Consider the following 21,400-nt stretch of genomic DNA (forward strand, 5'->3'; position numbering starts at 1 on the left):
GCGGGGTTGCATGTCAGGCGTTGGCGATCTGCCGGTCGATGATGCGCAGAATGCGGTCGACCGCGGCCGGGTCGATGCCCTCGTCGCCCCGCAGGCGCAGGGCCTCGGCCTGGGCGGCGGCGTGGAGTTCGAGGTTCACGGCGCGCATGTGACGGAAGCGCGCACGTTCCTCGATGAGACTTTCCGTCTCAGGGTTTGGACTGACCTGGGCCACGATTCGCCGTACGCGTTGCCGCCACTGTTCAGCATGTTCGTCGTCGAGGTCGCCATCGGCGTGTAGTTCGGTGATCCGCTCGTTCATGGCGCCGACGACCCGGACGGCGATCTCCCGCGTCGCCCGCTCCGGGTCGGCCGTCGCGACGCCGATGTGCCTGACCAGCCATGGGAGCGTGATGCCGGGCAAGATCAAGGTGACCATGACGACGACGAACGCGATCAGGATCAGCGTGCCCCGCTCGGGTGTCGCCGCTGGCAGCGACAGCGCGGCGGCGATCGTGACCACGCCGCGCATGCCGGCCCAGCCGAGGACGATCGCCTCGCGCCAGTTGCCGGGCACAGTGCTGCGCAGGAAACGGTGCGCGAACAGGCCTGATGCGACCAGCCACACCATGCGTACGCCGATCAGCACGGCGGCGACCGCGAGCCCGATCATGATCTGCCGCCAGATGTCGGACCCCGCGTCCTCGATGATCGGCCGCATCTCCAGTCCGATCAGGATGAACGCGATCGACGTGAGCAATAGATCAAGGGTGGCCCAGAACGCCGATCCCACCAGTCGGGACTCCGCGTCCTGAATGTGGTAGAACGCTCCGCCCAGAACCAGGCCGATGGCGAGCACCGCGAGAACTCCGGAACCGCCGATCTCCTCGCCTGCGGCGTACGCGGCGAACGGCAGCACAACGGTGAATGCGCCGGCGAGCACCGGATCGGTCAGCCAGTCCAAGATCTTGCCCGCGACCAGCGCCAACAGCAGCCCGACTCCGATGCCGAGCACCGAGGCCGCGAGAAACTCGCGCCCCGCGCTGCCGAACGAGATACTCCCGCCCACCGCCGCCGCGGCCAGCGCCGTATTGAACAGCGTCAGTGCGGTCGCGTCGTTGCCCAGGCCCTCGCCCTCGATCACCGCCACCATCCGGTGCGGCAGGCCGAGCTTCCCGGCCACACTGGTCGCGGCCACCGGGTCCGGCGGCGCGCAAGCCGCGCCCAACGCGAACGCGATCGCCCACGGGACCTGCGGCAACAGGCTCGACAGCACCGCGGCCACCGCGAACGCGCTCACCGCGACCAGCGCCACCGCCAGCATCAAGATCGGCCGCAGGTTCGCGCGAATATGTGCCCAGCTTGTACGCGTAGAGGCGGCCCACAACAACGGGGGCAACAGGAAGGGGAGCACGAAGTCGGGATTGAGCTCGATCTCCGGCACGTTCGGAATGAGCGCCGCCGCTATCCCGACCATGGTCAGCAGCACGGGATAAGGCAGGCCGAGCCGCGACGCGAGCGGCAACGCCACGACCAGCGCGCCGACCGCGAGGATGAGCAGCTCGATACGATCCACGCCGATCATCCTCGCCCCCCGATACGCCACCAGGCGGCTGGCCGACGGCGTGTCGCCGGCGCTACCTCTGGCTTCTCGCCAGGAGGTTCATCACCGCGCCGATCACCGCGATCAATGCCCCGATCAACATCAGTACGCCGCCCCACCCGAACTCGCCCGCGGTCGTGGCGCCGACCTGAATCCGGGCACCCAGGAATTCAGCCGACGTCGTCGTCTCCGAACCCTTCTCGGTCAGCGCGTATCCGATCAGGACACTTGCCGCGTACGCCGCCACCACCAGCTGCAGCTGACTCGTCCGGAAGGTGACCAGACTCCGATCACCATTGAGCGCCCGACTCAGCCCTAGCGCGAGCAGCAGCAGTCCGCCGACGACGACGAACCAGGTCAGCGGGGCGAGAAAGCCCGTCCACTCCCAAGCCAAGTAATCCACACCCGTGCTGTTGCGAGTCGCCGGCTCATAGCTCACGAACGGAGCGAACGAGAAACCCAGAATCAGTACGCCACCCAGCATGACCAGCGCGTCCGAGATCGGAATGCGTACGTCGGCGGGCTGCGTGACCGGCTGCTGCGCCATGGGCTCCGTCATGCGCGCCACTATCCTGGCGGGTGCCCGATCTGTCCAGGGCGGCCTGTGTGACCAGCTGAGTACTCGGAGTTATCCACAGGCCCTTTCATCGATGTCTTGCGCGGTTTACGCTGCCCCCTTGCGGTGATGGGGGATATCGATGACAGTGCGCGGAATAGCGATCGACCTGCAAGCGGTGACGGACCTGTTCACCAAACTAAGCTCCGATGTGGACGTCGGTCTGGTGCCCGACGGAGAACGCGCGGCGCTCGGCGTCGGCTGCGGCGCTCGGTTCGGAACCGGATTCGCGGCGCTCGACGTCCAAGGACACGTGAAAGCCAGCAACGTCGCGTTCACCCTGGCGAGCACCAGGTACGTCGACAACTTGAAATCCCATCTCGCCAACGCCCGGGGTCTGATGGCGTCGGTTGAGAAGGTGCTGACGAACTACCGCTCTGTCGACAAGGTAGCCGCGGTCCTCGCCACCTCGGCGATGACGCGATCGGCCGAGTTCTCCGACGAGTCGACGTCATCCAACACGGGCATCGTAGGAACGGGAGTGGCGACGACGCTTCCACAGCCACCGCTCCCACGGGCTCCAGAGTTCGCCTCGGTCGACGTCGCTTGGGGCACGGCGTACGACGTCCAGCGTATGAAGGACATTCTGTTCCGAGATGACATCAAGGAATCCTGGAACCAAGTAGGGGCGTTGCGCCTCCTTGGCCAGGCCCTGGAGAACCACTACCGTCGCTTCCTCGAGTTGCGTCCCAAACTTGCCGAAGTCTGGCCGGTCGACGGATCTCCCACTGCGGCAGAAGCACAGGCCCGCATCGACGAGCACGCACGAGCCGTCTGGCAGGACGCCATCTGCGCTCAGACCACGGCGAAAGCACTGGACGGAATCGTTGCCGCGATCGCCAAGGCGCGAGAGAAGATGCTTCCGTTGCACGAGCGATGGCAGACAGTCACGACGGACTTCATGCCCGAGGCCTTCGACCACGCCGCCCAGGAGCTGAACGTACGCGGCCGGGAGGTCATGAAGGAGTTGGATGCGACGGTTGGTGATCTCCGTACGCAGATCTACTTCCCCGAGACTACAAGGCAGGTTAAGGGCGAGCTTGATGAGCCACCCGAGGAGACTTTCGATCCTAGAAGGTCTGGACCCGAACCATCGCCTGATTCTGAAGATGTAGGGGGCAGCCGCCAATCACTTCAACGACCGGTGCCCCCGATTCCTGGTGTGCCGCCGGGTGATGGGCCTGTGTTGTCGGGAGGTGTGCCACCTGTTGGCATTTCGCCATCGACGCCGCCATCAACGCTTCCTGTTCCACCGGGAGTAATGTCCGAGGCTCCATACGGTGGTGCCTGGGTCCTGCCGGGCCCGGCCACCAGCACATTTCGACAGAACTTGCCAGTGGGTGGGGTAGTTGCGGCATCACCTGCCGTAGGGTTCCGCAACCGAGCATCTGTTGCCGGGACGGCTGGATCATCCGGCATGATGAGCGTTCCGGTTGGCGGATATGGCGGAGGCGCAGCAGCTTCCGAAGGATCTGGCCGGCAGAAGATGGCGACCGAGCAGTGGGAAGTCGCGGAGGGCGTTCCCCCGGTTATTGGCGAAGCCGGCCCGTTCTTTGAGGAAGAGAAAGAACCTGATGACGAACAAAGGATGCGGCAGGAGTTCGAGGACTGGTACAACCGAACCATGCTGCCGTGGACCGAAGGGCTGAACCTGTGAGGATCGGTAGTAGGCTATGTCGAGCCACGTCGCTAACCTTGGTCGTGATTGCAGCGTCCCTACCGGTGCTATCGAAGGGCGCATCTGCGAAGGCCGATAACATTCAGGATGGCCAATGGTATCGTGCTTTTTTGGATCTTGATGCTGCGCACAGGGTGTCGAAGGGTGAAGGCGTGTCGGTTGCCATCATTGATACCGGAGTCGATGCTACGCATCCCGCGGTAAAGGGGCGGGTTGCGAAAGGTGCGGACTTCAGCGCGGGTGGACAGTCGAGTACGGGGAATGGGTGGATTGACCGGAACGGGCACGGCACACAGATGGCTGGGCTTGTCGTGGGGTTCGGCAGGGTACAAGGCGTTGCACCTGCAGCAACGGTTATTCCAGTCAATGCCAGCGTAACTTCGTCCGCGCTTGGAACCGCACGTCTCGCTGAGGGCATTCGGTGGGCCGTTGGTCAGCATGTAAAAGTGATCTCGATATCCTCGGGCGGAGATGATGATCTGCGGCTGAGACAGGCGGTAGAGCTCGCAATCGCCAACGACATAGTTATCGTAGCCGCAGCTGGTAATGCTGGTGAAGATGCTGCCGTTACCTATCCTGCAGCATATCGTGGTGTGATCAGCGCATGCGGCGTGGATCGCATGGGTGCCCATTCGACAATATCGATTATTGGCCCAGAGCTGACACTGTGCGCTCCGAGCAATGGCATATCTAGTGCGTATCCCGGGGGCCGATACGTCGTAGGCTCGGGGACATCAGAAGCCACGGCACTAATTGCTGGTGCGGCCGCGCTAATCCGATCTAAGTTCCCAACGTTGACGGCAACTCAGGTGATGGAGCGCCTGTACGCCACCGCGATAGACAGGGGCGCGGCAGGCAAAGATGATGTGTACGGTTATGGAGTAATTGACGTTGTTCGCGCGCTTACGGCCGATCTGCCGCCCTCTGCTCCAGCGTCGAGCCCGTCATTCCTGCCGACAAGCTCGCCAGATGCTCGAGTGTACGAATCAAGCCAGGACACGAAACCGTGGCTGATCGTCCTCGGGAGCATCTTGTGCCTAGTGCTTCTGGCGGTTGGTAGCGCCCTGGCAGTCGCCGCGACGCGCTCAAGCAAGAATTAATTGCTTCGAATCTATATATTTGTTTGGACTGCTTCGGGCAGGTGTTAACGGGCGCATGGGATAGCGCCCGCGCTGTCGTTCGCTGTCGGCTGAACACCACGCGTTGTCGGCGAGGACATTCGATATTCTTCGGCCATGGCGACGGGACGTCTGAAGCGCGGGATTTTGGTGGCGGGTGGGGTGTTGGTGGTGGGCGCATTGATCCTCGGCGTGCTGACCCTTCGTGCGTATCACGAGGCGACAAAGATCGACCGATCGGTGCCGAAGATCGTAGTTCGGAACTATATCGATGCATTTCTAGTGCGTCGCGATGATCAACGTGTCGCGTTGTTTACCTGCAGTGATGGGTCTGCGCTCGAATCCATCATTTCGCTTAGGGAGCAGCTGGTGCGTGAGGAGACAGCGGGAGACGTCACCACCAGAGTTGTTCTGACGCGGTCCACCGAACTGGACGGGGGCCGCCGTGTTGATGTCGAGCTCCAGCTGAACCAAGGTTCTGGTCTTCAAACCGACCGACGAACTCAACATTGGCTGTTCCGAATGGTGGACGAGGATGGGTGGCGCGTCTGTGGCGCTGAGCAGCTCCCGGATCCCAGCCCAAGCCCGAGCGCCTCGCCGTCGGCTACTCCACCCACAGCAGGTTGAGATAGACCGCACGAGTGGGCGGAACTAGTCCCGTAGCCGCCCACCGGTACCAGTCACCCTCGGCTGCGACCCGTACCTGGGCCTGGGTCTTGCCAGCGTAGGGCTCTGTCACCGCGCGAAGCCCCCGCTCCGCGGTGAAGTCGTCGGATCGTTCGGGCATCGCGACGAGGCGTCGGCCGGTGAGGTATGGGACTTCCTCGGCGCGGATGGCGCGGCGTACTGGTGGTTCGTCGAGACTCACCGGGCCTTGCTTGTTGCTATCTGGTCCGTCGTCGCCGATGGTTTCCACCCACACTCGTTCGGCCGGGATCAGTGGGGCGAATACTTCGATGCGGTCCTGCTCGGCGCGATACCAGTCGGCCTCCGGCATCACGGGCACGAGGCTGCGCGACTCTTGGCGTACCAGTGAATCTGCGCGGAGATCAGCGCGCCAGCCGTGGCCTGGCAGGCCCACGATGACGCGCTTCCCACGTAGCTCGCCGACGTATTTCATGGCCGGAACCGGCACGATGGGTGAGGGCCAACGGTAGAGCTCGTTGGCCCAGCTGGCGAAGTCCGCTTCGGTCATGGGTGTAACTCCGCAGGTTAGGGTGCTTCTCCGAGGGGCGCGCCACGGGCGGCCATGAACGGCACCGGACTGACCCCGCCTGCGAATGACCGGTCGCCGTTCAGGTGCGTTTCGAAATGCAGATGCGGGCCTGACGAGTGCCCGGACGTACCGACAAGGCCGATGACCTGGCCAGCCGAGACGCGGTCGCCGACTGAGACGAACGGTCGCTGAACCATGTGGCAGTACCGCGTGATGACCTGGTCCGCGTGCAGGATGTCGACGAACCAGCCACATCCAGGTGTGCTCGGCGAACCGTCGCGGTCGCAGTTGCCGACATCGCATTTGCTCACGATGACGACGCCGGCGGACGCCGCCCTAATACGCGTGTAGCGCGAGGCGCCGAGGTCGACACCATTGTGGGTGGGGCGGTCAGCGGTGCGGAACCCCGAGACGATGCCTGCCTTCACCGGTACCGTCCAGCCCGAGGCTGCGATCTCCCCAGGTCCGGCGCACTTCAGGTCCGCAGCGGCAGCGGCTGCGAGGCCCGCACCGTCGGCCAGCGTGTTGACGATCGTCGTCGCGAGCGGCTCGTGCTTCGCATAGGCATCCGGGTACGCCGACCGCTGAACGGCTTGAGCTGCGACCGTCAGCGGGATCGTCGCCCAGTCCGCCACCTTCACGAGTTTCTGGTAGAACTTCCGCGACGCGTACCGGGGATCCATGATCTGCTCGGGGGTGCCCCAGCCCTGGCTCGGACGCTGCTGGAAGAGGCCGAGCGAATCATGGTCGTTGCGTTCGCCCAGGTAACCGTGGTTGGTCAGACTGCTTTCCTGCATTGCCGTCGCGACTGCGATGATCCAGCCGCGCGGCGGGATCTTCATCTCGTGGCCGACGCTGATGATGATCGCCGCGTTACGGACCTGGTCCTGGCCGTATGGGCCGATCCGCGGCATCTCCTTGTTGGGGTCGATGACCCCCTTCTGCCCGCAGGTGAAGGCATTGTCGCCGACACTCGTGCCACCGAGCTGGTCCAAGGTGAACGCGCCGAGCCCCCCGCCGCAGCAGAGTAGGACCAGGGTGGCGACCAGGGCGATCCAGAGAGCTGGGCGTGGACGGCGGCGACGTCCGCGAAGCTCCTCGTGCTCCGGGTCGTCGAGGACTGCAGCGTCCGGTCCGTCGGCGCTCACGTGCGCTCCCAGTCCACGCCGTCGACGAACCAATGCCCGGACGGTCCGACCAGACGGAGCACCAATCGTCCGCTGTCGAGCGGAATGCTGGCCTGGGCGGCCGACTCCGAGTAGATCACCAGCGTCACCTCGCCAGTTACCTTGCTGGCCGGAACGCTACTGGGCTCAACGTCCTTGAGCTGGTCGATCAGCTGTTGGGTGCAGTGCGGGCGAAGCGCATCCAGCCACTTGTCGGCCGACCTTGTCCGCTCAAGCCAACTCGCCGCGAATGTCAACGCCACCTGATTCGGCGGGGCGGCTCCCTTGGCGACGCTCGGGCTCACGGTCGGCATCGCGGAGACCACGCCGTCGTCTGGTCCGTAGCTCTTTGTCGTGGCTATCTCGGCTCCGCTTTGGCCGGAGGAATCGGGCGACCAGCCGGTGTTAGACGACGAGTCGCCGAACAGACGGGCAGCACCGACCAGGATGACCACGATCACGGCGAGAGCCAGGGCGACGCCTACCCGAGAACGGAGGATACCGGTGAGCACCGCGCGCATGACTACCTCGCCTCTGCTCTCACCACCGGTCTGGCGGAGCTCGGCTCCGACACGGAGTCGCGGGCGGCATCAGGTCGGTAGAGCGCCTGTGCCGGAGCGGCCTCGGGAAGATTCGGGTCCGACCAGCGGCGCTGCTCGGGCAACGCCTCGCTGCGGACGAGCTCGCGCTGAATGGTCTCGGTGACCGCCGGACGTGTCTCGCTGGGCGAGTCCGGTCGCGTCTCGGGTCGTCCCGCGATTGCGACGGCCGCGCCCGCCGCGGCACCACCTGCGGCCGTGGCCGCTGCCGTCGCGGCAGCCGGCCGGACGAGCGCACGGGCCCAGCCGTTCGACGGCGTGCTGCCGCCGAGCTGCGTCACGCGCCGATAGGGGCGCAGCAGGATCCACGCCACGATGCCGCAGAGCAGCATCAGTACCACTTGCAGCCAGCCGGGAAGGCTGGGCGTGCTCATGATCAGATCCACTGCGGACAGATAAACGGCGGCACCCGTGCCGAAGATCGCGATGTTGAAGACCGCGGCCAGGACGGAACCGGCGAGGCGGCGGAGACCGGCGCTGGCCGGTCGCAGAAGGCCGACCGTGCCCAGTGCTGGGGCGGCGATGACGGCCCAGCGGAAGATCAGGAAGCCCAGGAGCACCAGGATGGAGGCCACGATGTCGAAGATCGCGAAGGAGATCGCGGAGAGGATCGCTACGAAGCCGGCTCCGATGCGCTCCATGCCCTTGGTGCCGCGGAGATACTCGTAGGCGTCGGGGTCCTCGGTGCGGATCTGTTCCGCAACCTTCATCCAGTTCTGTTGCTTTGAACGAATGAGTTCGTCACGGTCCTGGGCGCGTTTCACAGGGTCGGACTCTGTTTGAAGCGCGGCTACGTCTCCCCAAGTCAGCGACTTCGAGTCGTAGAGCGCGGGTCCATACTTCAGCGCGGTTTCACTGTCTGCGGACCCGAGCGCTCCGCGCACCCAGTTCCGATAGAGCAACGTCTCCGTCGCCGTATCGCTGGACCTGACAGCTGGCGGCCGATTGTCTGTGCAATCTGGAGTCTCGTTGACCTTTCCCTTGCAACGTTCAGGCACATGGGTGGTGGACGAAGGCCCGACAGCGTCATGAACCACGCCGAGAGTGCTCGTAAGCGCTGAATCAGCAAGGTTGGCCGAATGCACTGGCCACGCCGCGATCGCCGTGACGGCCACCATGACGAAGATGGCCCAGCCCGCAGTGGTCATCGCCCCCGACATGTTGGCGTTTCTCGAGCGCCAGATCAGGTACAGACCCACCACGCCCAGGGTGATGATGCCGAAGACGGAGAAGACCTTCGAGTAGATGGCCTGTGTAGCGTTCTTGACCAGTGGGTCGGCCCAGCCCCACATCTGGCCGGGATCCCAAGCACGCTCGCGGAGTGCGTTCGATGCACCGACGATGCCACTGGCCAACATGAACTCGCCGTTGGCGACGGTATTCTCGAACTTGTAGTCCGGATGCATCAATGTCTGAGCGCATCCGATGTCGTAGGTCGTGTAGTCGTATCCCGCGTAGCCATACGAGCTGTATAAGCCTAGGCCGATGCTCGCATCGTCGTTCCAGGTGGGTTTGCTGAGGAACCAGCCGGCCATTCCGTTGTCCGGCGCCTCCGGCGTCGGTGCCTGGAGACACTGCGCCCTTGACGCCGCGACATCTTGGAGCCGGTCGACGCAAGTCTGCAGCGGGTACTTCTGCCACTCCTCCAGGGAGCATGCGGGCTCCCCTGGGGCTGCGATCACTAGGGGTTCCGCGCCGACCGCGGGCGTACCGAAGAGCGTGCCGATCCCGAGAACCAGGGTGGCGAGCACCCCGTAGACGAGTCGCCGCATCGGGTCACCCCGCCTGGGCAGGTGCGGCAGCTGGGTCGCCGAGCGGTGTGGTGTCGAGTGCACTGAGCAGCCCCTCCACATAGGAGACGTCCACACGTATCTTCTGCACTCGTCCATCCACGTCTCGGACAACGAATTCGCGGTAGCCGAGGCGCGCCGAGGATGCCCCGTCGGCTGCGGAGAGTCCGGCGAGGACTGCCTCGTAGCCGACGTCGGTGGGTACGCGCAGCAGCCGCAGCGCCTCGGAGGCGATCTCGGTGTCCTCGGCGATGCGGCCGACGAAGACGGTGGAGACGAGGTTCTGGACGTCCAGCCCGAGGATGTCTTTGGGGTTCTGGGAGGCGACCAGGGCGGCGAGGTTCCATTTGCGGGAGTCGCGGGCGAGGCGTACCAGGAAGGAGCGGCCGGACCGCCAGCCTTCCATGAAGTGCGCCTCGTCCAGGCCGACGAGTTTGCGCTGGTGCATGTCGCCGGAGTAGCAGCGGCGTACGGCTAGTCGGTGTGCGGTGTGGAGCATCGGGAGTGCCAGCGCTTCTTCGGCTGACCAGTATTCGCGTTCGATCTTGAGGTCGGGCAGGCGGAGGCCGGCCATCGTGATGACGGTGAGGGCCGCGTCGGAGCCGAGTAGGCCGGCTGGGGGTGCGCCGAAGAACAGCAGCGCGAGCGGCATCTCCGCGGTGTCGAGGAGCAGGTTCGCCAGTTCCCGGCCTTCGCCTCCGTCGAGCCCGCGGAGGCATTCGACGACGTCGTCGAGGGTGGAGGTCTCCTCGGCGGGGATCGTCCGCACGGCGTGCCGCAGCAGCGTGGCGGTCGAGGCTTCCCGGGCGACCTGCGGCGGGACGAGCATCGAGGCGATGTCCTGGACGAGCATGCGGCGCTCGGCTCGGGCGTTCGAAACGGCGATGTCGAATTCGCGGTCGCCGTCGGATCCGGCCGGGAACTCGTCCCGGGAGGGTGTCGGGATCAGCGCGTACGGGGCGAGGGTGCCTTGTTCCGATCCGGTCAGGTTGATGACGCGGGAGTATGGGCGCAGTTCCGGCATCGCGGTGAGGCGGGCGAGCGGACCGCTCGGGTCGAGCAGCGTCACGCGTACGCCGCGGCGGGCGGCCAGGTAGCCGAGCGCGCCGAGCAGGGTGGACTTGCCACCGCCGGGTTCCGCGACGAACACGCCGAGGCCGGAGCGTTCGCGTACCTCCATGGGGAAGTGCAGGTCGAGGAAGACCGGCCGGCGCGAGGTGCCCGCCGTACGCCCGATGAGGTCGCCGCGATGATCGCCGACGGTGGACGCCGCCTGCGGCAGCGCTGCCGCGAGCAGCTTGACCGGCATCCGCCGCAGGTATCCGGAGTTGGCGATCGGCTCACCCGGGATGAACTCGCGGATGAGTTGCTCCTGCTGTTTGGGGTGCTGCAGGGCGATGCGCATCTCGCGGCTGTAGAGCTGGGTGACTCGGCGTACGCGTTCCAGGCATTCCTCACGGGAGGAGCCGGCCACGGCGAGGCGGTGCCAACCGTGGGCACGGGCCGAGTCGACCGGCAGCCCGGTCGTCATCTCGTCGCCGATGACCAGGGCCCGCTTGGCGAGCCGTTCCAGCTCGGGCGGGGCGTCCATGCCGTGCTCGAGGTAGTCGAGCTGCTGCGAGCGGATCATGCGCAGCCGCTGTTCGAGGTTCCGGAAGCTGTCGGATTGGCCGAGGATGTCGATCCGGCTGGAGATCTCCATCGGGTACGGCAGCCGCTCGTGGAAGTGCAGCCATGGTTCGTGCCGCTCGGGGATGTCCAGCGGTTCCATGCGGCCGACGGTCAGCACGGCGACGTGCTTCGCTTCGCCGGTGAGCCGGTTGACGAGCTTGACGCTGGATCCGTAGGGCGCGCGGTAGCGCTCGATCTCCTCGGTGAGGGCGAGCAGGTCACCGGTGTCCCACTGGCCGTGGCCGACGGCGCCGATGTGGGTCGGCGGGTCCATGCAGAGCGCGACCGACCGGTAGAGCAGCCATTCCAGTTCCTCGGCGGTGGCCCGGCGGCCGCGCATGCCGAACGCGCCCAGCACCTCGTCGAATTGCTCGACGGCACGCTCCAGTTTGGACCGTTCGGACAGCGTGCTGCCCTTGCCGAACGCGCGCAGCAGCCGCCCGGAGAACGAGTCGCCCAGGCTGCGCCGGGCGAAGGTCACGCCCAGATAGGTCCGGCCCTCGGCGTGGTTGGAGCCCACGAGGTGCTTCTGCGCCGCCACGAGGTGGTCGCCCCACGACGGCGCGCCGGCCACTCCGGCCAGCGGTCGCGGGGTCAGGCGGTCGATCTGGCGGGCCCATTCGGCCGCCGGGAACGGCCGCGAGGTGCGGCGGATGTGGAGGCGGAAACCCGCGAGGCCGGCGTACTGCTCGGCGATCGCGTCGATCAGTGCCTCGCGCTCCGGGTCCGGGCGGAACGCCCAGCGCACCTCGGGCACCCAGTACCAGGCGGTGACCGCGTGCGCGGTGAACGTCAGGTGTCCGGCGATCTCGGTCAGCGCCAGCTCTACGGCGGCGCTCTTCACCTTCTCGCTCTTAGGCCGCGGCGCTTGCGGCGCGGCCGCGCGCTTCCGCGACGAAGGCGCGGGTTCAGATCTGCGTTCGGGGGTCACGGTTCGCGTGGGTCCAGGCTTCTTCCTGGCCTCCGGCGCGGACCCGCCGGGCCGTGCCTCTCGCCGCGCACCATCCGCGGGTCGCGCACGCTCCAGAGCATTCGGTGATACGCCCAGCGCAGCGCCCTGAGTCGGGGGACGGCCCGGGGGGTTGGCCCGCGCCGGCACGTTCGACTGAGCCGGCGGGCCGCCGGCCTGAGCCGGAGGCGCGCTCGCCTGCGCGGGAGGAGCCGAGGTCGATCCTCGCTGGGAGCCTCCCGGTCCGGCCGGCAGTTCCGAACGCCGGAGGACGGAGACCGCCGACGGGTTCGGCGCGTCGGGATCGAAGAGATTGAGGAACGGCGACTCGACATCGCTTGCGGCCCGCGGCGCCGGGGTGGTCGGGCCGGGATCGTTTGCAGGCTCTTCCACGATCTCTCCGGAGAGGACGGTGTCGTCGAGCTCGTCGGTGGTCACGTGATCGACCTCCGGACGACGATACGGCGAGCGACCACGCGTGGTTCGGTGTTCTCGTGCGCGGCTTCGCGGGATCGGCGCCAGTCGGTGAGTGCCGTCCGGATGACCAGGCGAGCCGGCCGATCCGGATCGACATGGCGGAAGATATATGACGTCGAGACCATGGCCAGGGCGATCTCCCACGCCGGGAAGGCGTCGATCGACTGGGTCAGCAGGAAGTGCAGACCCATGTAGAGGGGGACCAGCAGGATGAACAGGCCGTATTGCGCGTAGGGCAGCTGTACCGGGAGGGTGTAGCCGGGCGGGCCGAGGTAGACCAGGCGGGCCCGGTAGATGTCATCGTCGGTGCGCAGCCTCATCGTGCCGGGTCACCCGAAGATGAGGTTGACGAGGTATTCGCCGAAGAAGAAGAAGGCGCCGGCGCCGGCGATGAACAACAGGCCGACGATCGCGATCGCCGAGCTCGTCATCACTTTGGACATCTCGCCCTTGCCGGCCCGGCCGATGAAGATCACGCCGAGCGCCGCCAGCAGGATGGGCACGATGTTCTTGACGAAGAACCCGAGGACCTTGTCGGTGTTGACGCCTTGGCCGCCGGGGCTCGGCGACGGAGCCAGCTCCATCATGGAGCTGACGTGTTGCATCGCCGCGTGGGCGAGCCCTGTGGCGATCATCGTGCGTCCCTCCCCGATGCGAGTCACTGGCCGGTCGGTTCAGCTTTTCAGCCGTAGACCGGTTGAGCACGGACCCTGTGTGCGGGGACCGGCGTGTCTCGCAATTTTGTCCATTTTTGCACCTCACCGCGAGGTTCAATAGGGAAGCGTACGGGGCTCTCCGGTCGCTTACAAGCGTGTGCCCGGCTCTCGCCGTGGCCAGTTCGTGCGCCCGAGTAGGGTGAGGTCGTGCTGCCGATCGACCGCAAATGGTCACCGCCCGTGGTCATGGGTGTCCTCAACGTGACGCCCGATTCCTTTTCGGATGGCGGTCGCTACGAGAATTTCGACGCCGCCGTCGAACACGGTTCGTCCCTCGTCCGTGACGGAGCGCTGATCATCGATGTAGGGGGAGAGTCGACCCGACCGGGGGCGGCGCGGATCGACGCGGAGACGGAAATCGGTCGAGTCGTCCCCGTGATCCGCGCGCTTTCGGCACAAAATGTGCCAACGAGCATCGACACCACGCGGGCAGCGGTCGCGGCGGCGGCGTTGTCCGCCGGGGCGAGCGTCGTGAACGACGTCTCAGGTGGACTCGCCGATCCCGCGATGGCGAAAGTGATCGCCGACGCGGGCTGCCCCTACGTGATCATGCACTGGCGGGGCCACTCCGAGCGGATGCAGGACCTCGCCGTCTACTCCGATGTGGTCGCCGAGGTATGCGCTGAGCTGCGCGAACGCGTCGACGAGGCGACTGCGGCCGGCGTACGCCCGGAGCAGATCATCCTCGATCCCGGGCTCGGCTTCGCCAAACGCCCCGAGCACAACTGGGCGCTGACCCGGGGCCTGCCGGCGCTGCTGGAACTGGGGTTCCCGGTGCTGTTCGGGGCCAGCCGCAAGAGTTACCTCGGCACGCTGCTGGCGATGCCGGACGGCACGCCGCGTCCGGTCGACGAGCGGGAGGCGGCCACCCTGGCGTCCAGTGTGCTCGCGGTCGCCGCCGGCGTGTGGGGCGTACGCGTCCATGAGGTGCGCGCGACCGTCGACGCGCTCGCGGTCTGGCGGGCGTCCGGGGAGCCCCGGCTGACCTGGAGCGCCCCGTGATCGAACTGACCGGGCTGCGAGTCTTCGGCCGTCACGGCGTCTTCGACTTCGAACGAGAACAGGGCCAGGAGTTCGTCGTCGACGTACGCCTGGAGCTGGACCTGACCAAGGCGGCGGCCAGCGACGACGTGGCCGACACCGTCCACTATGGCGAACTCGCCGACGCGCTCGTGGCGATCGTCGGCGGCGAGCCGGTGAACCTGATCGAGACGCTGGCGAGCCGGCTGCTGGACGCCTGCCTGGTGGACGAGCGGGTCACCGCCGCGACCGTCACCGTCCATAAGCCGCAGGCCCCGATCCCGCACGCGTTCGCCGATGTCAGCGTCACCCTGAGCGGACGGCGTACCGAGCGGTGATCACGGTCGTGCTCAGCCTGGGCAGCAACCTGGGCGATCGGGAGGAACACCTGCGCCAGGCCGTACGCGCGCTGGGCGACAGTCTGCTGCTCGTCAGCGGGGTCTACGAGACGCCGCCCTGGGGCGACGCCGACCAGCCCGCGTACCTCAACGCGGTGGCGCTCGTCGGGGAGGCCGGTCGCGGCGTCGACGAATGGCTGTCGGTGGCGCAGCAGCTGGAGCGGGATGCCCATCGGGAACGTGACCCGAGCCGTCGCTTCGGCCCGCGTACCCTTGATGTCGATTTGATCACCGCGACCACCGCGGCGGGTGAGCCGGTCCTGAGCGACCGACCCGAGCTGATTCTTCCGCATCCACGCGCCCACCTGCGGGCCTTCGTGCTGCGGCCGTGGCTGGAGATCCAGCCGTACGCGAGCCTGCCCGGTCACGGGTGGGTCTATGACCTGATCCGCGCCGAGCCGGTGGCGTCCGACGTGCTGGCGATGACGGCGAGGCCCGAGATCTCGCTAGAGTCGTAGCGGACGGAAGGGGACCGGCATGACCGAGCCGAAGCCATCGCTGCGGCCGACCAACCCGGCGACGTTGATCGTGGCCGGCCTGCTCTCGGCTGCGACGGCCTGGTTCGTGATCAGTACCTGGTACGGGGAGATGCCGGCGCTGCCCTGGATCCCCGCGGTGACGCTGGCGCTGCTGGCGTTGTTCGAGGCGGTCCTGGCGAACAACACCCGGGCCCGGATCGCCCGTAAGCCGGGCCGCCCGCCGGTGGAGCCGCTGCTGGTCGCGCGCTACGTCGTGCTGGCCAAGGCGTCCTCGCTGGCCGGATCGATCTTCGCGGGGTTCACCGGCGGACTGCTGATCTGGCTGCTCATGGAGCGTGGCCGGTTGGCGGCGGCGCAGCACGACCTGCCGCCGGCGATCGGGGCGTTCGTGGCCTCGCTGATGCTCATCGCGGCCGCGCTGTGGCTGGAGCACTCCTGCCGCGTGCCGAAGCAGCCCGACGACAAGGACGAGCACAACGGGGAGAACGGCCGTAACGGCGAGACCGGACGGCGCACTCCCGCCTGATCCACCGTTCGGCCCGCCGAGCGACCCACTCGGGGTATGGCGACGCAGCGCTCCCAGCTCTCTTCGATCGGGAATCGGACGCGGTCGAGGGGCTTTTGCGAACGGCGCTCACCCGGTAGGTTCGCAGCCTGTGGCGGCCCGCACTCCACGGCCGCCTGCGGTCATGACGGCCGCTCGACGGCTGCCCCCGCGGCCGGACCCGATGGAGGCGGCTCCCGATGCCTTACGACGACGGCGACAACACGCGATTTCGCGGCGAGCCGGGATTCCGCGAGGAGCCCGATTTCCGCACGTCGACGTCGACCGGCTCGATCCCGCCGGTGCGGGCCTCCTCCGGACCCCTGGACGACATCTTCGACGACCCGACGCACGGCGACCCCGGTCGTGACCGCATGGCGGTGCACTTCGCCTGGGAGGCGATCCTGCTCATCGGGGCCGGCGTCCTCGGCTTCCTGATCTACAGCCAGCACAAGTCGGCGGTGACCGGGCAGAACCTGCGGGAACTCGTCGTCTTCGCGGCCGCCCTCGGCCTGCTGGCGTTCGGCGCCGCGGCCTCCTTGCGCGCGGCCGCCCCGAACCTGGCCATCGGGCCCGTGGCGGTCGCGGCGGCGATGTCGTTCGCGGAGCAGGGCAACGCCGGCGTGAGCGCGGCCGGGCCGAAGATCGTGGGCCTCGCAGCCCTGGTCGGGTTGGTGATCGCGGTCCTCGTGGTCGGCTTCCAGGTGCCGGGCTGGGCGGCGAGCCTCGCGGGCGCGCTCGTGGTGATCGTCTGGATCCAGAAGCACGCCGCGCCGATCACGGTCGCGGGCGAGTTCGACCCGACCGACCGGTCCTGGTACTACTTCGGCGGCTTCGCGGCCGCGTCCATCCTCGGCGCCGCCCTGTGCGCGATCCGGCCGTTACGCCGCGGCGTCGGCCGCTTCCGCCCGGTCGGCGACCCCGCGGCCCGCCGCGGATTCTTCGCCGCCCTGGTCACTGGGGTCGCGGTCGTCAGCTCGACGGTGCTGGCCGCCGTGGCCGGCATCCTCATCGCCGGCCTGAACAGCAGCGTCCAGCCGGACCTCGGGATGGAATGGACCGGCCTCGCGATCGGCGTCGCACTGGTCGGCGGGGTGAGCGCCTTCGGCCGGCGGGGTGGCGTCTTCGGCACCGTCCTCGCGACCATCGTGGTCTCGCTGGTCATCCGGTTCGGCGAGGCGGCCGACTGGCGGCTCTCGCCGTACGCCGTCGCCGCGGTCACCATCGCGGCCGGACTCGTCGTCACCCGGCTCGTCGAGACGTTCGGCAAGCCGCTGCTGACCCCGGACGAGGAGACGTGGACTTCGGAGTCCACCTCGACCTGGACCGGTGGCACCAGCTGGGGCGGCGCGGACACAGGATCATGGTCGGCGTCATTGCCGACGCAGCCGACGGTCAACCGGCCCGACCCGTGGCAGGACGACCGCTGGGGCGCCGGCCGCTGACCCCCTATCCCCGCGCGGATGGGTGCGGGTTTGCTGCGGATCACGGTTACGCATGATTCCCGAGCCCAAGATCGCATGCATATCCCTGATCTGCCGCCAACGCGAAGGCGGCGGCGTGCGGACGGGGGCGACCTGGGGGTGAGTAGGCTCAGCGCATGACGGAGTCGGGCCTGCGCGAGCTGACGGTCGGCACGGGGACCGGGATCGAGACCGAGGACATGGTCCTCAACATCGGCCCGCAACACCCCTCGACGCACGGTGTGCTGCGGCTCAAGCTCACGGTGGACGGCGAACGCGTCGTCACCGCCGAGCCGATCATCGGCTACATGCATCGCGGGGCCGAGAAGCTCTTCGAGGTACGCGACTACCGGCAGATCATCGTGTTGGCGAACCGGCATGACTGGCTCAGCGCGTTCTCCAACGAACTCGGGGTGGTCCTCGCGGTCGAGCGGCTCATGGGCATCGAGGTCCCGGAGCGGGCGATCTGGCTGCGGATGGCGCTGGCCGAGCTGAATCGGGTGCTCAGCCACCTGATGTTCCTCGGGTCGTATCCGCTGGAGTTGGGCGCGATCAGTCCGGTCTTCTACGCCTTCCGCGAGCGGGAGGTCCTCCAGGTCGTCATGGAGGAGGTCTCCGGCGGCCGCATGCACTACATGTTCAACCGCGTCGGCGGGGTGAAGGAGGAGGTCCCGGCGGGCTGGTCCCGGCGGGCGCGGCAGGCGATCGACGACGTCCGCCGTCGCATGCCCGACCTCGACAACTTGATCCGCAAGAACGAGATCTTCATGGCGCGTACGGTCGGCGTGGGGGTGCTCAGCGCTGAGCAGGCGGCGGCGTACGGGGCGTCCGGGCCGGTCGGCCGGGCCAGTGGACTGGACTTCGACCTGCGGCGTGACGACCCCTATCTCGCGTACGACCAGCTGGACGTGCCGGTCGTGACGCGTACGACGGGGGACTGCCACGCCCGGTTCGAGGTGCTGCTGGATCAGGTCTACGTCTCGCTCGACCTGGCCGAGCAGTGCCTGGATCGGCTGGACCGCACGTCCGGTCCGGTCAACGTGCGGCTGCCCAAGGTGGTGAAGGCTCCCGAGGGCCACACGTACGCCTGGACGGAGAACCCGCTCGGAGTCAACGGCTACTACCTGGTCTCCCACGGGGAGAAGACGCCGTGGCGGTTGAAGCTGCGGACCGCCTCGTACGCCAATGTCCAGGCGCTGTCGACGTTGTTGCCCGGCTGCCTGATTCCGGACCTGGTGGCGATCCTCGGCTCGATGTTCTTCGTCGTCGGCGACATCGACAAGTAGGGCCGCCGAGCAGCGACACCTAGGAACTCAGTAGTCGTCGGCGTACCGGCGGCGCCGGGGTTCCTGCTCCCGAGCCGGCCACTGGTTCAGCCACTCCGCGACCGACGGTTCGTCGTTCTGGGCGGGCAGCGCCCGCGGTCCTCGCTGGTCGTTCCAGCGGTCGCCGTCCCAGGAGTCGGAGCGGCCCGCCCGCGGTTCGTCCCGGTGAACGGGCTCGTCACGCCGAACGGGCTCGTCACGCCGAACGGGTCCGTCACGCCGAACCGGCTCGTCGCGGCGGATGGCCGCCCAGCGGTCCTCGATCCGCATCTCGGAGCCGTTCTCGTCGGAGTGCATCGAGGCCCGGCGCTCGCCCATGCGCAGTTCAGCGCCCCGGTCGTCGTTGCGGACGGCGGCCCACCGGTCGCCGGCCTGTACGCGGGACCAGTCGGCCTCGACGGGAGCCGCTTCGTGACGTCGCTGGCCCGCACTGGGACCGGACTGGTCCTGCATCGCCTGTCGGCTCCACCGGTCGCGGGGGTTGTCCTCATGTGACAGCAGCGGCTCACGCGGCGGCGCCGGGGGCGACGTCGGCTCGGCGAGCCGGTTGCGCAGCTGCTGCTCGGTCCAGGACTCGCCGTACTCGTCCGGGTAGGCAGGCCGAGCCGGTTGCGCCGGGTACGCCCCGGCCGAGGCGTACCCGGGCCAGCGCTCGTCGTCCTCGGCGCGACGACGGCCACCGGATCGCGCGGGCGGGGCCTGCTGGGCGTCGGCCCAGGCCGGTGCCGGCGGAGTGGCCCGCCCGGCGTGCGGCTGCTCCTCGGCGTGCGGATCGATGTGCGGGTCGACGATCGTGGACCGGGTGGTGACCTGCACGGTCTCGGTATGCCGGACGACGCCGGCCGGGACCGAACCGCTCACGGTGCCCGGACGTGGGGACGCCGGATGGGGCGACGGCGACTGGGCCGAACCACGGGCCAGCTCGCCGCGCATCGCCTCGACCTGCGCGCGGAGCTGGTCGACGGTTTCCTGCAGGTGCTGGAACCGCTCGGCGAAGGCCCGATGTGTCGCCCGCGCCGCGGTGGTGATGTCGTTGCGGACGTCCTCGCGCACCACGTCGATCTCGTCGTAGATGGTGTCCTCGAGTTCGACCTTCACCGAGTCCGGCGCCGGGCGCAGCACGATCGCCAGTCCGATCAGGACGACGGCGAGCAGCGCGAGGCCGATGGCGGCCCGCAGCGAACGGTCGCCACTGCCGATCAGCAGGGCCAACGCGGCGAGCGGTGCGACACCCACCCCGGCCCAGAGCAGGCCGGTGGGCAGCTTGACGTTCTGCCGTTCGGGGGACTCGGAGGAGGCCGGCATGGCAGGTCAGCCTACCGACAGGGGCGGCGAATGTCACTGCCGGCAGGTCGCGTCGCCGCCCGGAATCCGGACTTTGTCAGCTTTCGGGGGACATCAGGTAGTCGATGAAGCGCGCCCGGATGAGCGGTTCGAGATCGCCGTAGTCGTGGCCCTTCAGCTCGCGCCACATGTTGTAGTAGTCGTCGATCTGCGGGCCGATGTCGCCCAGCGAGTCGTCGCCCTGCTCCGCGTCGCCGGCCGACGGGAGGTGCTGCGCGAGGTCCACGAAGAAGCCGAGGTCGCGCCGTTCCTGGGCCAAGTCGAAGGCCCGGTCGCGCAGCTCTTCGGTGGTCAGCGCGTCCAACTCTGCGAAAGTCGCCATGGTGTCCACTCTATGGTCACCGTCTGAACGGCCCACCAGTGATCTCCCAAACCGCCCTCGGCCAGGAGTTCCGCCGCCTGGCTCGCGCCGCTCAACGCCCGCAGATACCCGGCGGGGTCGGCGGTCGCCAGGTCCAGGGGTGGCCGGGCCCCGTCGACACCGAGGGTCGCGAGGGCCTCCCGCTGCCTCAGCACTGGTACGCCCAAAGCATCGACCGCCACATGCGCGGTGATGTCGGTGCTCCCGTCGAACCGGGGCTCGACCTCGCGGCCGTCCCGGAAACCGGTGAGCGTCGGCCGCCGGTCGGCCCGGGTGTGGCCGTAGTCGATCGCGACGGCCAGTCCGGCGGTCAACCGGCTGACGGCGTCGGCCCAGGCCCGGTCCCGGGGCAGCCCGATCTCGGCGGTGTCGCCGGGGTCGTGCAGCGGCCACCATTCGTCGGTCCACTGGGCGTCGGCCGGGTCGAGGGGCGTACCGAGGCTGCCGTCGTCGAGGAGGTAACGCGGGACGCCGTCCGGGTCGACGACGGCCACGTCGAGCGGGACGTTGTCGAGCCACTCGGTGGCGATGAGCAGCCCGGTGAACTCCTCCGGCAGCTCCGGGCGCCAGTCGATGCCGGGATCGAGGCCGGCCGGGCGATCGGCCAGCTCGACGGCGACCGGGCGTACTCGGGAATCCCGCCCGATCAGCGCGTACACCTGGGAGAGCAGTTCACCGCGCCCGGCGCCGACGTCCACGACGGTGAGCACGTCGGGGTGCCCGAGCGCCTTGTCCACCCCGGCGACGAGATGGGCGATCGCCGTGGCGAACACCGGTGAGGCGGTCACGCTGGTCCGGAAGTGATCGGCCGGACGCTCACGCCGGAAGAACCCGTCCGCTCCGTAGAGCGCGGCCGCCATCGCCTCCCGGAGCCGGACCGCCACGGCG

Annotated in this window: 21 protein-coding genes; 9 read left to right on the forward strand and 12 right to left on the reverse strand. The window is 67.9% G+C overall.

The window, feature by feature from the left end; genetic code table 11:
* Positions 1-13: 13 nt before the first annotated feature.
* Positions 14-1,555 carry a cation:proton antiporter gene (locus tag HDA40_RS23875; protein ID WP_253759555.1) on the reverse strand — a complete coding sequence of 514 codons (1,542 nt, stop codon included), beginning with the start codon at positions 1,553-1,555 and terminating at the stop codon, positions 14-16.
* Positions 1,556-1,616: 61 nt separating this feature from the next.
* Positions 1,617-2,141 (reverse strand): hypothetical protein, encoded by a 525-nt coding sequence (locus HDA40_RS23880; protein ID WP_253759557.1) that lies wholly within the window; start codon positions 2,139-2,141, stop codon positions 1,617-1,619.
* Positions 2,142-2,280: 139 nt separating this feature from the next.
* Here HDA40_RS23880 and HDA40_RS23885 point away from each other — a divergent pair, with 139 nt between their 5' ends.
* From HDA40_RS23885 to HDA40_RS23890, 3 genes are all read left to right on the forward strand, one after another.
* The gene (locus HDA40_RS23885) at positions 2,281-3,855 is read left to right on the forward strand and encodes a hypothetical protein (RefSeq protein WP_253759559.1); all 1,575 of its coding nucleotides are present in this window, start codon (positions 2,281-2,283) and stop codon (positions 3,853-3,855) included.
* 173 nt (positions 3,856-4,028) lie between these two features.
* Positions 4,029-4,976 carry a S8 family serine peptidase gene (locus HDA40_RS42565; RefSeq protein WP_372503181.1) on the forward strand — a complete coding sequence of 316 codons (948 nt, stop codon included), beginning with the start codon at positions 4,029-4,031 and terminating at the stop codon, positions 4,974-4,976.
* Positions 4,977-5,111: 135 nt separating this feature from the next.
* Complete coding sequence (locus HDA40_RS23890; RefSeq protein ID WP_253759561.1) at positions 5,112-5,621, forward strand: hypothetical protein; 510 nt, start codon at positions 5,112-5,114, stop codon at positions 5,619-5,621.
* Here HDA40_RS23890 and HDA40_RS23895 read toward each other — a convergent pair.
* The 7 genes from HDA40_RS23895 to HDA40_RS23925 all read right to left on the reverse strand — a co-directional run bounded on the left by HDA40_RS23895 (position 5,599) and on the right by HDA40_RS23925 (position 13,449).
* A complete protein-coding gene (locus HDA40_RS23895) occupies positions 5,599-6,189 on the reverse strand; it encodes a hypothetical protein (RefSeq protein WP_253759563.1) in 591 nt (196 codons plus the stop codon). The genes HDA40_RS23890 and HDA40_RS23895 overlap by 23 nt on opposite strands.
* Before the next feature lie 17 nt (positions 6,190-6,206).
* On the reverse strand, positions 6,207-7,265 hold the full coding sequence (locus HDA40_RS23900) for a M23 family metallopeptidase (protein WP_253763762.1): 1,059 nt from the start codon (positions 7,263-7,265) through the stop codon (positions 6,207-6,209).
* Positions 7,266-7,354: 89 nt separating this feature from the next.
* On the reverse strand, positions 7,355-7,897 hold the full coding sequence (locus HDA40_RS23905) for a hypothetical protein (RefSeq protein WP_253759565.1): 543 nt from the start codon (positions 7,895-7,897) through the stop codon (positions 7,355-7,357).
* A gap of 2 nt (positions 7,898-7,899) precedes the next feature.
* Positions 7,900-9,747 carry an MFS transporter gene (locus HDA40_RS23910; protein WP_253759567.1) on the reverse strand — a complete coding sequence of 616 codons (1,848 nt, stop codon included), beginning with the start codon at positions 9,745-9,747 and terminating at the stop codon, positions 7,900-7,902.
* A gap of 4 nt (positions 9,748-9,751) precedes the next feature.
* On the reverse strand, positions 9,752-12,778 hold the full coding sequence (locus HDA40_RS23915; protein ID WP_443671306.1) for an ATP-binding protein: 3,027 nt from the start codon (positions 12,776-12,778) through the stop codon (positions 9,752-9,754).
* A 41-nt stretch (positions 12,779-12,819) separates the two neighbouring features.
* The gene (locus HDA40_RS23920; protein ID WP_253759569.1) at positions 12,820-13,182 is read right to left on the reverse strand and encodes a hypothetical protein; all 363 of its coding nucleotides are present in this window, start codon (positions 13,180-13,182) and stop codon (positions 12,820-12,822) included.
* 9 nt (positions 13,183-13,191) lie between these two features.
* Complete coding sequence (locus HDA40_RS23925) at positions 13,192-13,449, reverse strand: hypothetical protein (protein WP_372503183.1); 258 nt, start codon at positions 13,447-13,449, stop codon at positions 13,192-13,194.
* A 315-nt stretch (positions 13,450-13,764) separates the two neighbouring features.
* Between HDA40_RS23925 and folP the strand changes: the two genes are divergently transcribed.
* From folP to HDA40_RS23955, 6 genes are all read left to right on the forward strand, one after another.
* The gene (folP, locus tag HDA40_RS23930) at positions 13,765-14,580 is read left to right on the forward strand and encodes a dihydropteroate synthase (RefSeq protein WP_253763766.1); all 816 of its coding nucleotides are present in this window, start codon (positions 13,765-13,767) and stop codon (positions 14,578-14,580) included.
* Entirely contained in the window at positions 14,577-14,936 is a 360-nt protein-coding gene (gene folB / locus HDA40_RS23935) for a dihydroneopterin aldolase (protein WP_253759571.1), read from the forward strand. Before folP ends, folB begins: the two co-directional genes overlap by 4 nt.
* Positions 14,933-15,454, forward strand: a complete 522-nt coding sequence (gene folK / locus HDA40_RS23940) for a 2-amino-4-hydroxy-6-hydroxymethyldihydropteridine diphosphokinase (protein WP_253759573.1) — start codon at positions 14,933-14,935, stop codon at positions 15,452-15,454. The genes folB and folK overlap by 4 nt, the downstream gene beginning before the upstream one ends.
* 19 nt (positions 15,455-15,473) lie before the next feature.
* Positions 15,474-16,001, forward strand: coding sequence for a DUF3180 domain-containing protein (locus tag HDA40_RS23945; RefSeq protein ID WP_253759576.1), 528 nt, complete (start codon positions 15,474-15,476; stop codon positions 15,999-16,001).
* Positions 16,002-16,219: 218 nt separating this feature from the next.
* Entirely contained in the window at positions 16,220-17,464 is a 1,245-nt protein-coding gene (locus HDA40_RS23950; RefSeq protein ID WP_253759578.1) for an ABC transporter permease, read from the forward strand.
* Positions 17,465-17,619: 155 nt separating this feature from the next.
* Entirely contained in the window at positions 17,620-18,768 is a 1,149-nt protein-coding gene (locus HDA40_RS23955) for an NADH-quinone oxidoreductase subunit D (protein WP_253759580.1), read from the forward strand.
* Positions 18,769-18,795: 27 nt separating this feature from the next.
* Here HDA40_RS23955 and HDA40_RS23960 read toward each other — a convergent pair whose 3' ends face one another.
* The 3 genes from HDA40_RS23960 to HDA40_RS23970 form a co-directional block, all read right to left on the reverse strand.
* Positions 18,796-20,112, reverse strand: coding sequence for a hypothetical protein (locus HDA40_RS23960; RefSeq protein WP_253759582.1), 1,317 nt, complete (start codon positions 20,110-20,112; stop codon positions 18,796-18,798).
* Between the two features lie 76 nt (positions 20,113-20,188).
* A complete protein-coding gene (locus HDA40_RS23965) occupies positions 20,189-20,473 on the reverse strand; it encodes a hypothetical protein (protein ID WP_253759584.1) in 285 nt (94 codons plus the stop codon).
* Positions 20,443-21,396: an SAM-dependent methyltransferase gene (locus HDA40_RS23970; protein ID WP_253759586.1), complete on the reverse strand. Its 954-nt coding sequence runs from the start codon at positions 21,394-21,396 to the stop codon at positions 20,443-20,445. The genes HDA40_RS23965 and HDA40_RS23970 overlap by 31 nt, the downstream gene beginning before the upstream one ends.
* Positions 21,397-21,400: the final 4 nt, after the last annotated feature.

The sequence above is a fragment of the Hamadaea flava genome, assembly GCF_024172085.1.
Lineage (GTDB): Bacteria > Actinomycetota > Actinomycetes > Mycobacteriales > Micromonosporaceae > Hamadaea > Hamadaea flava.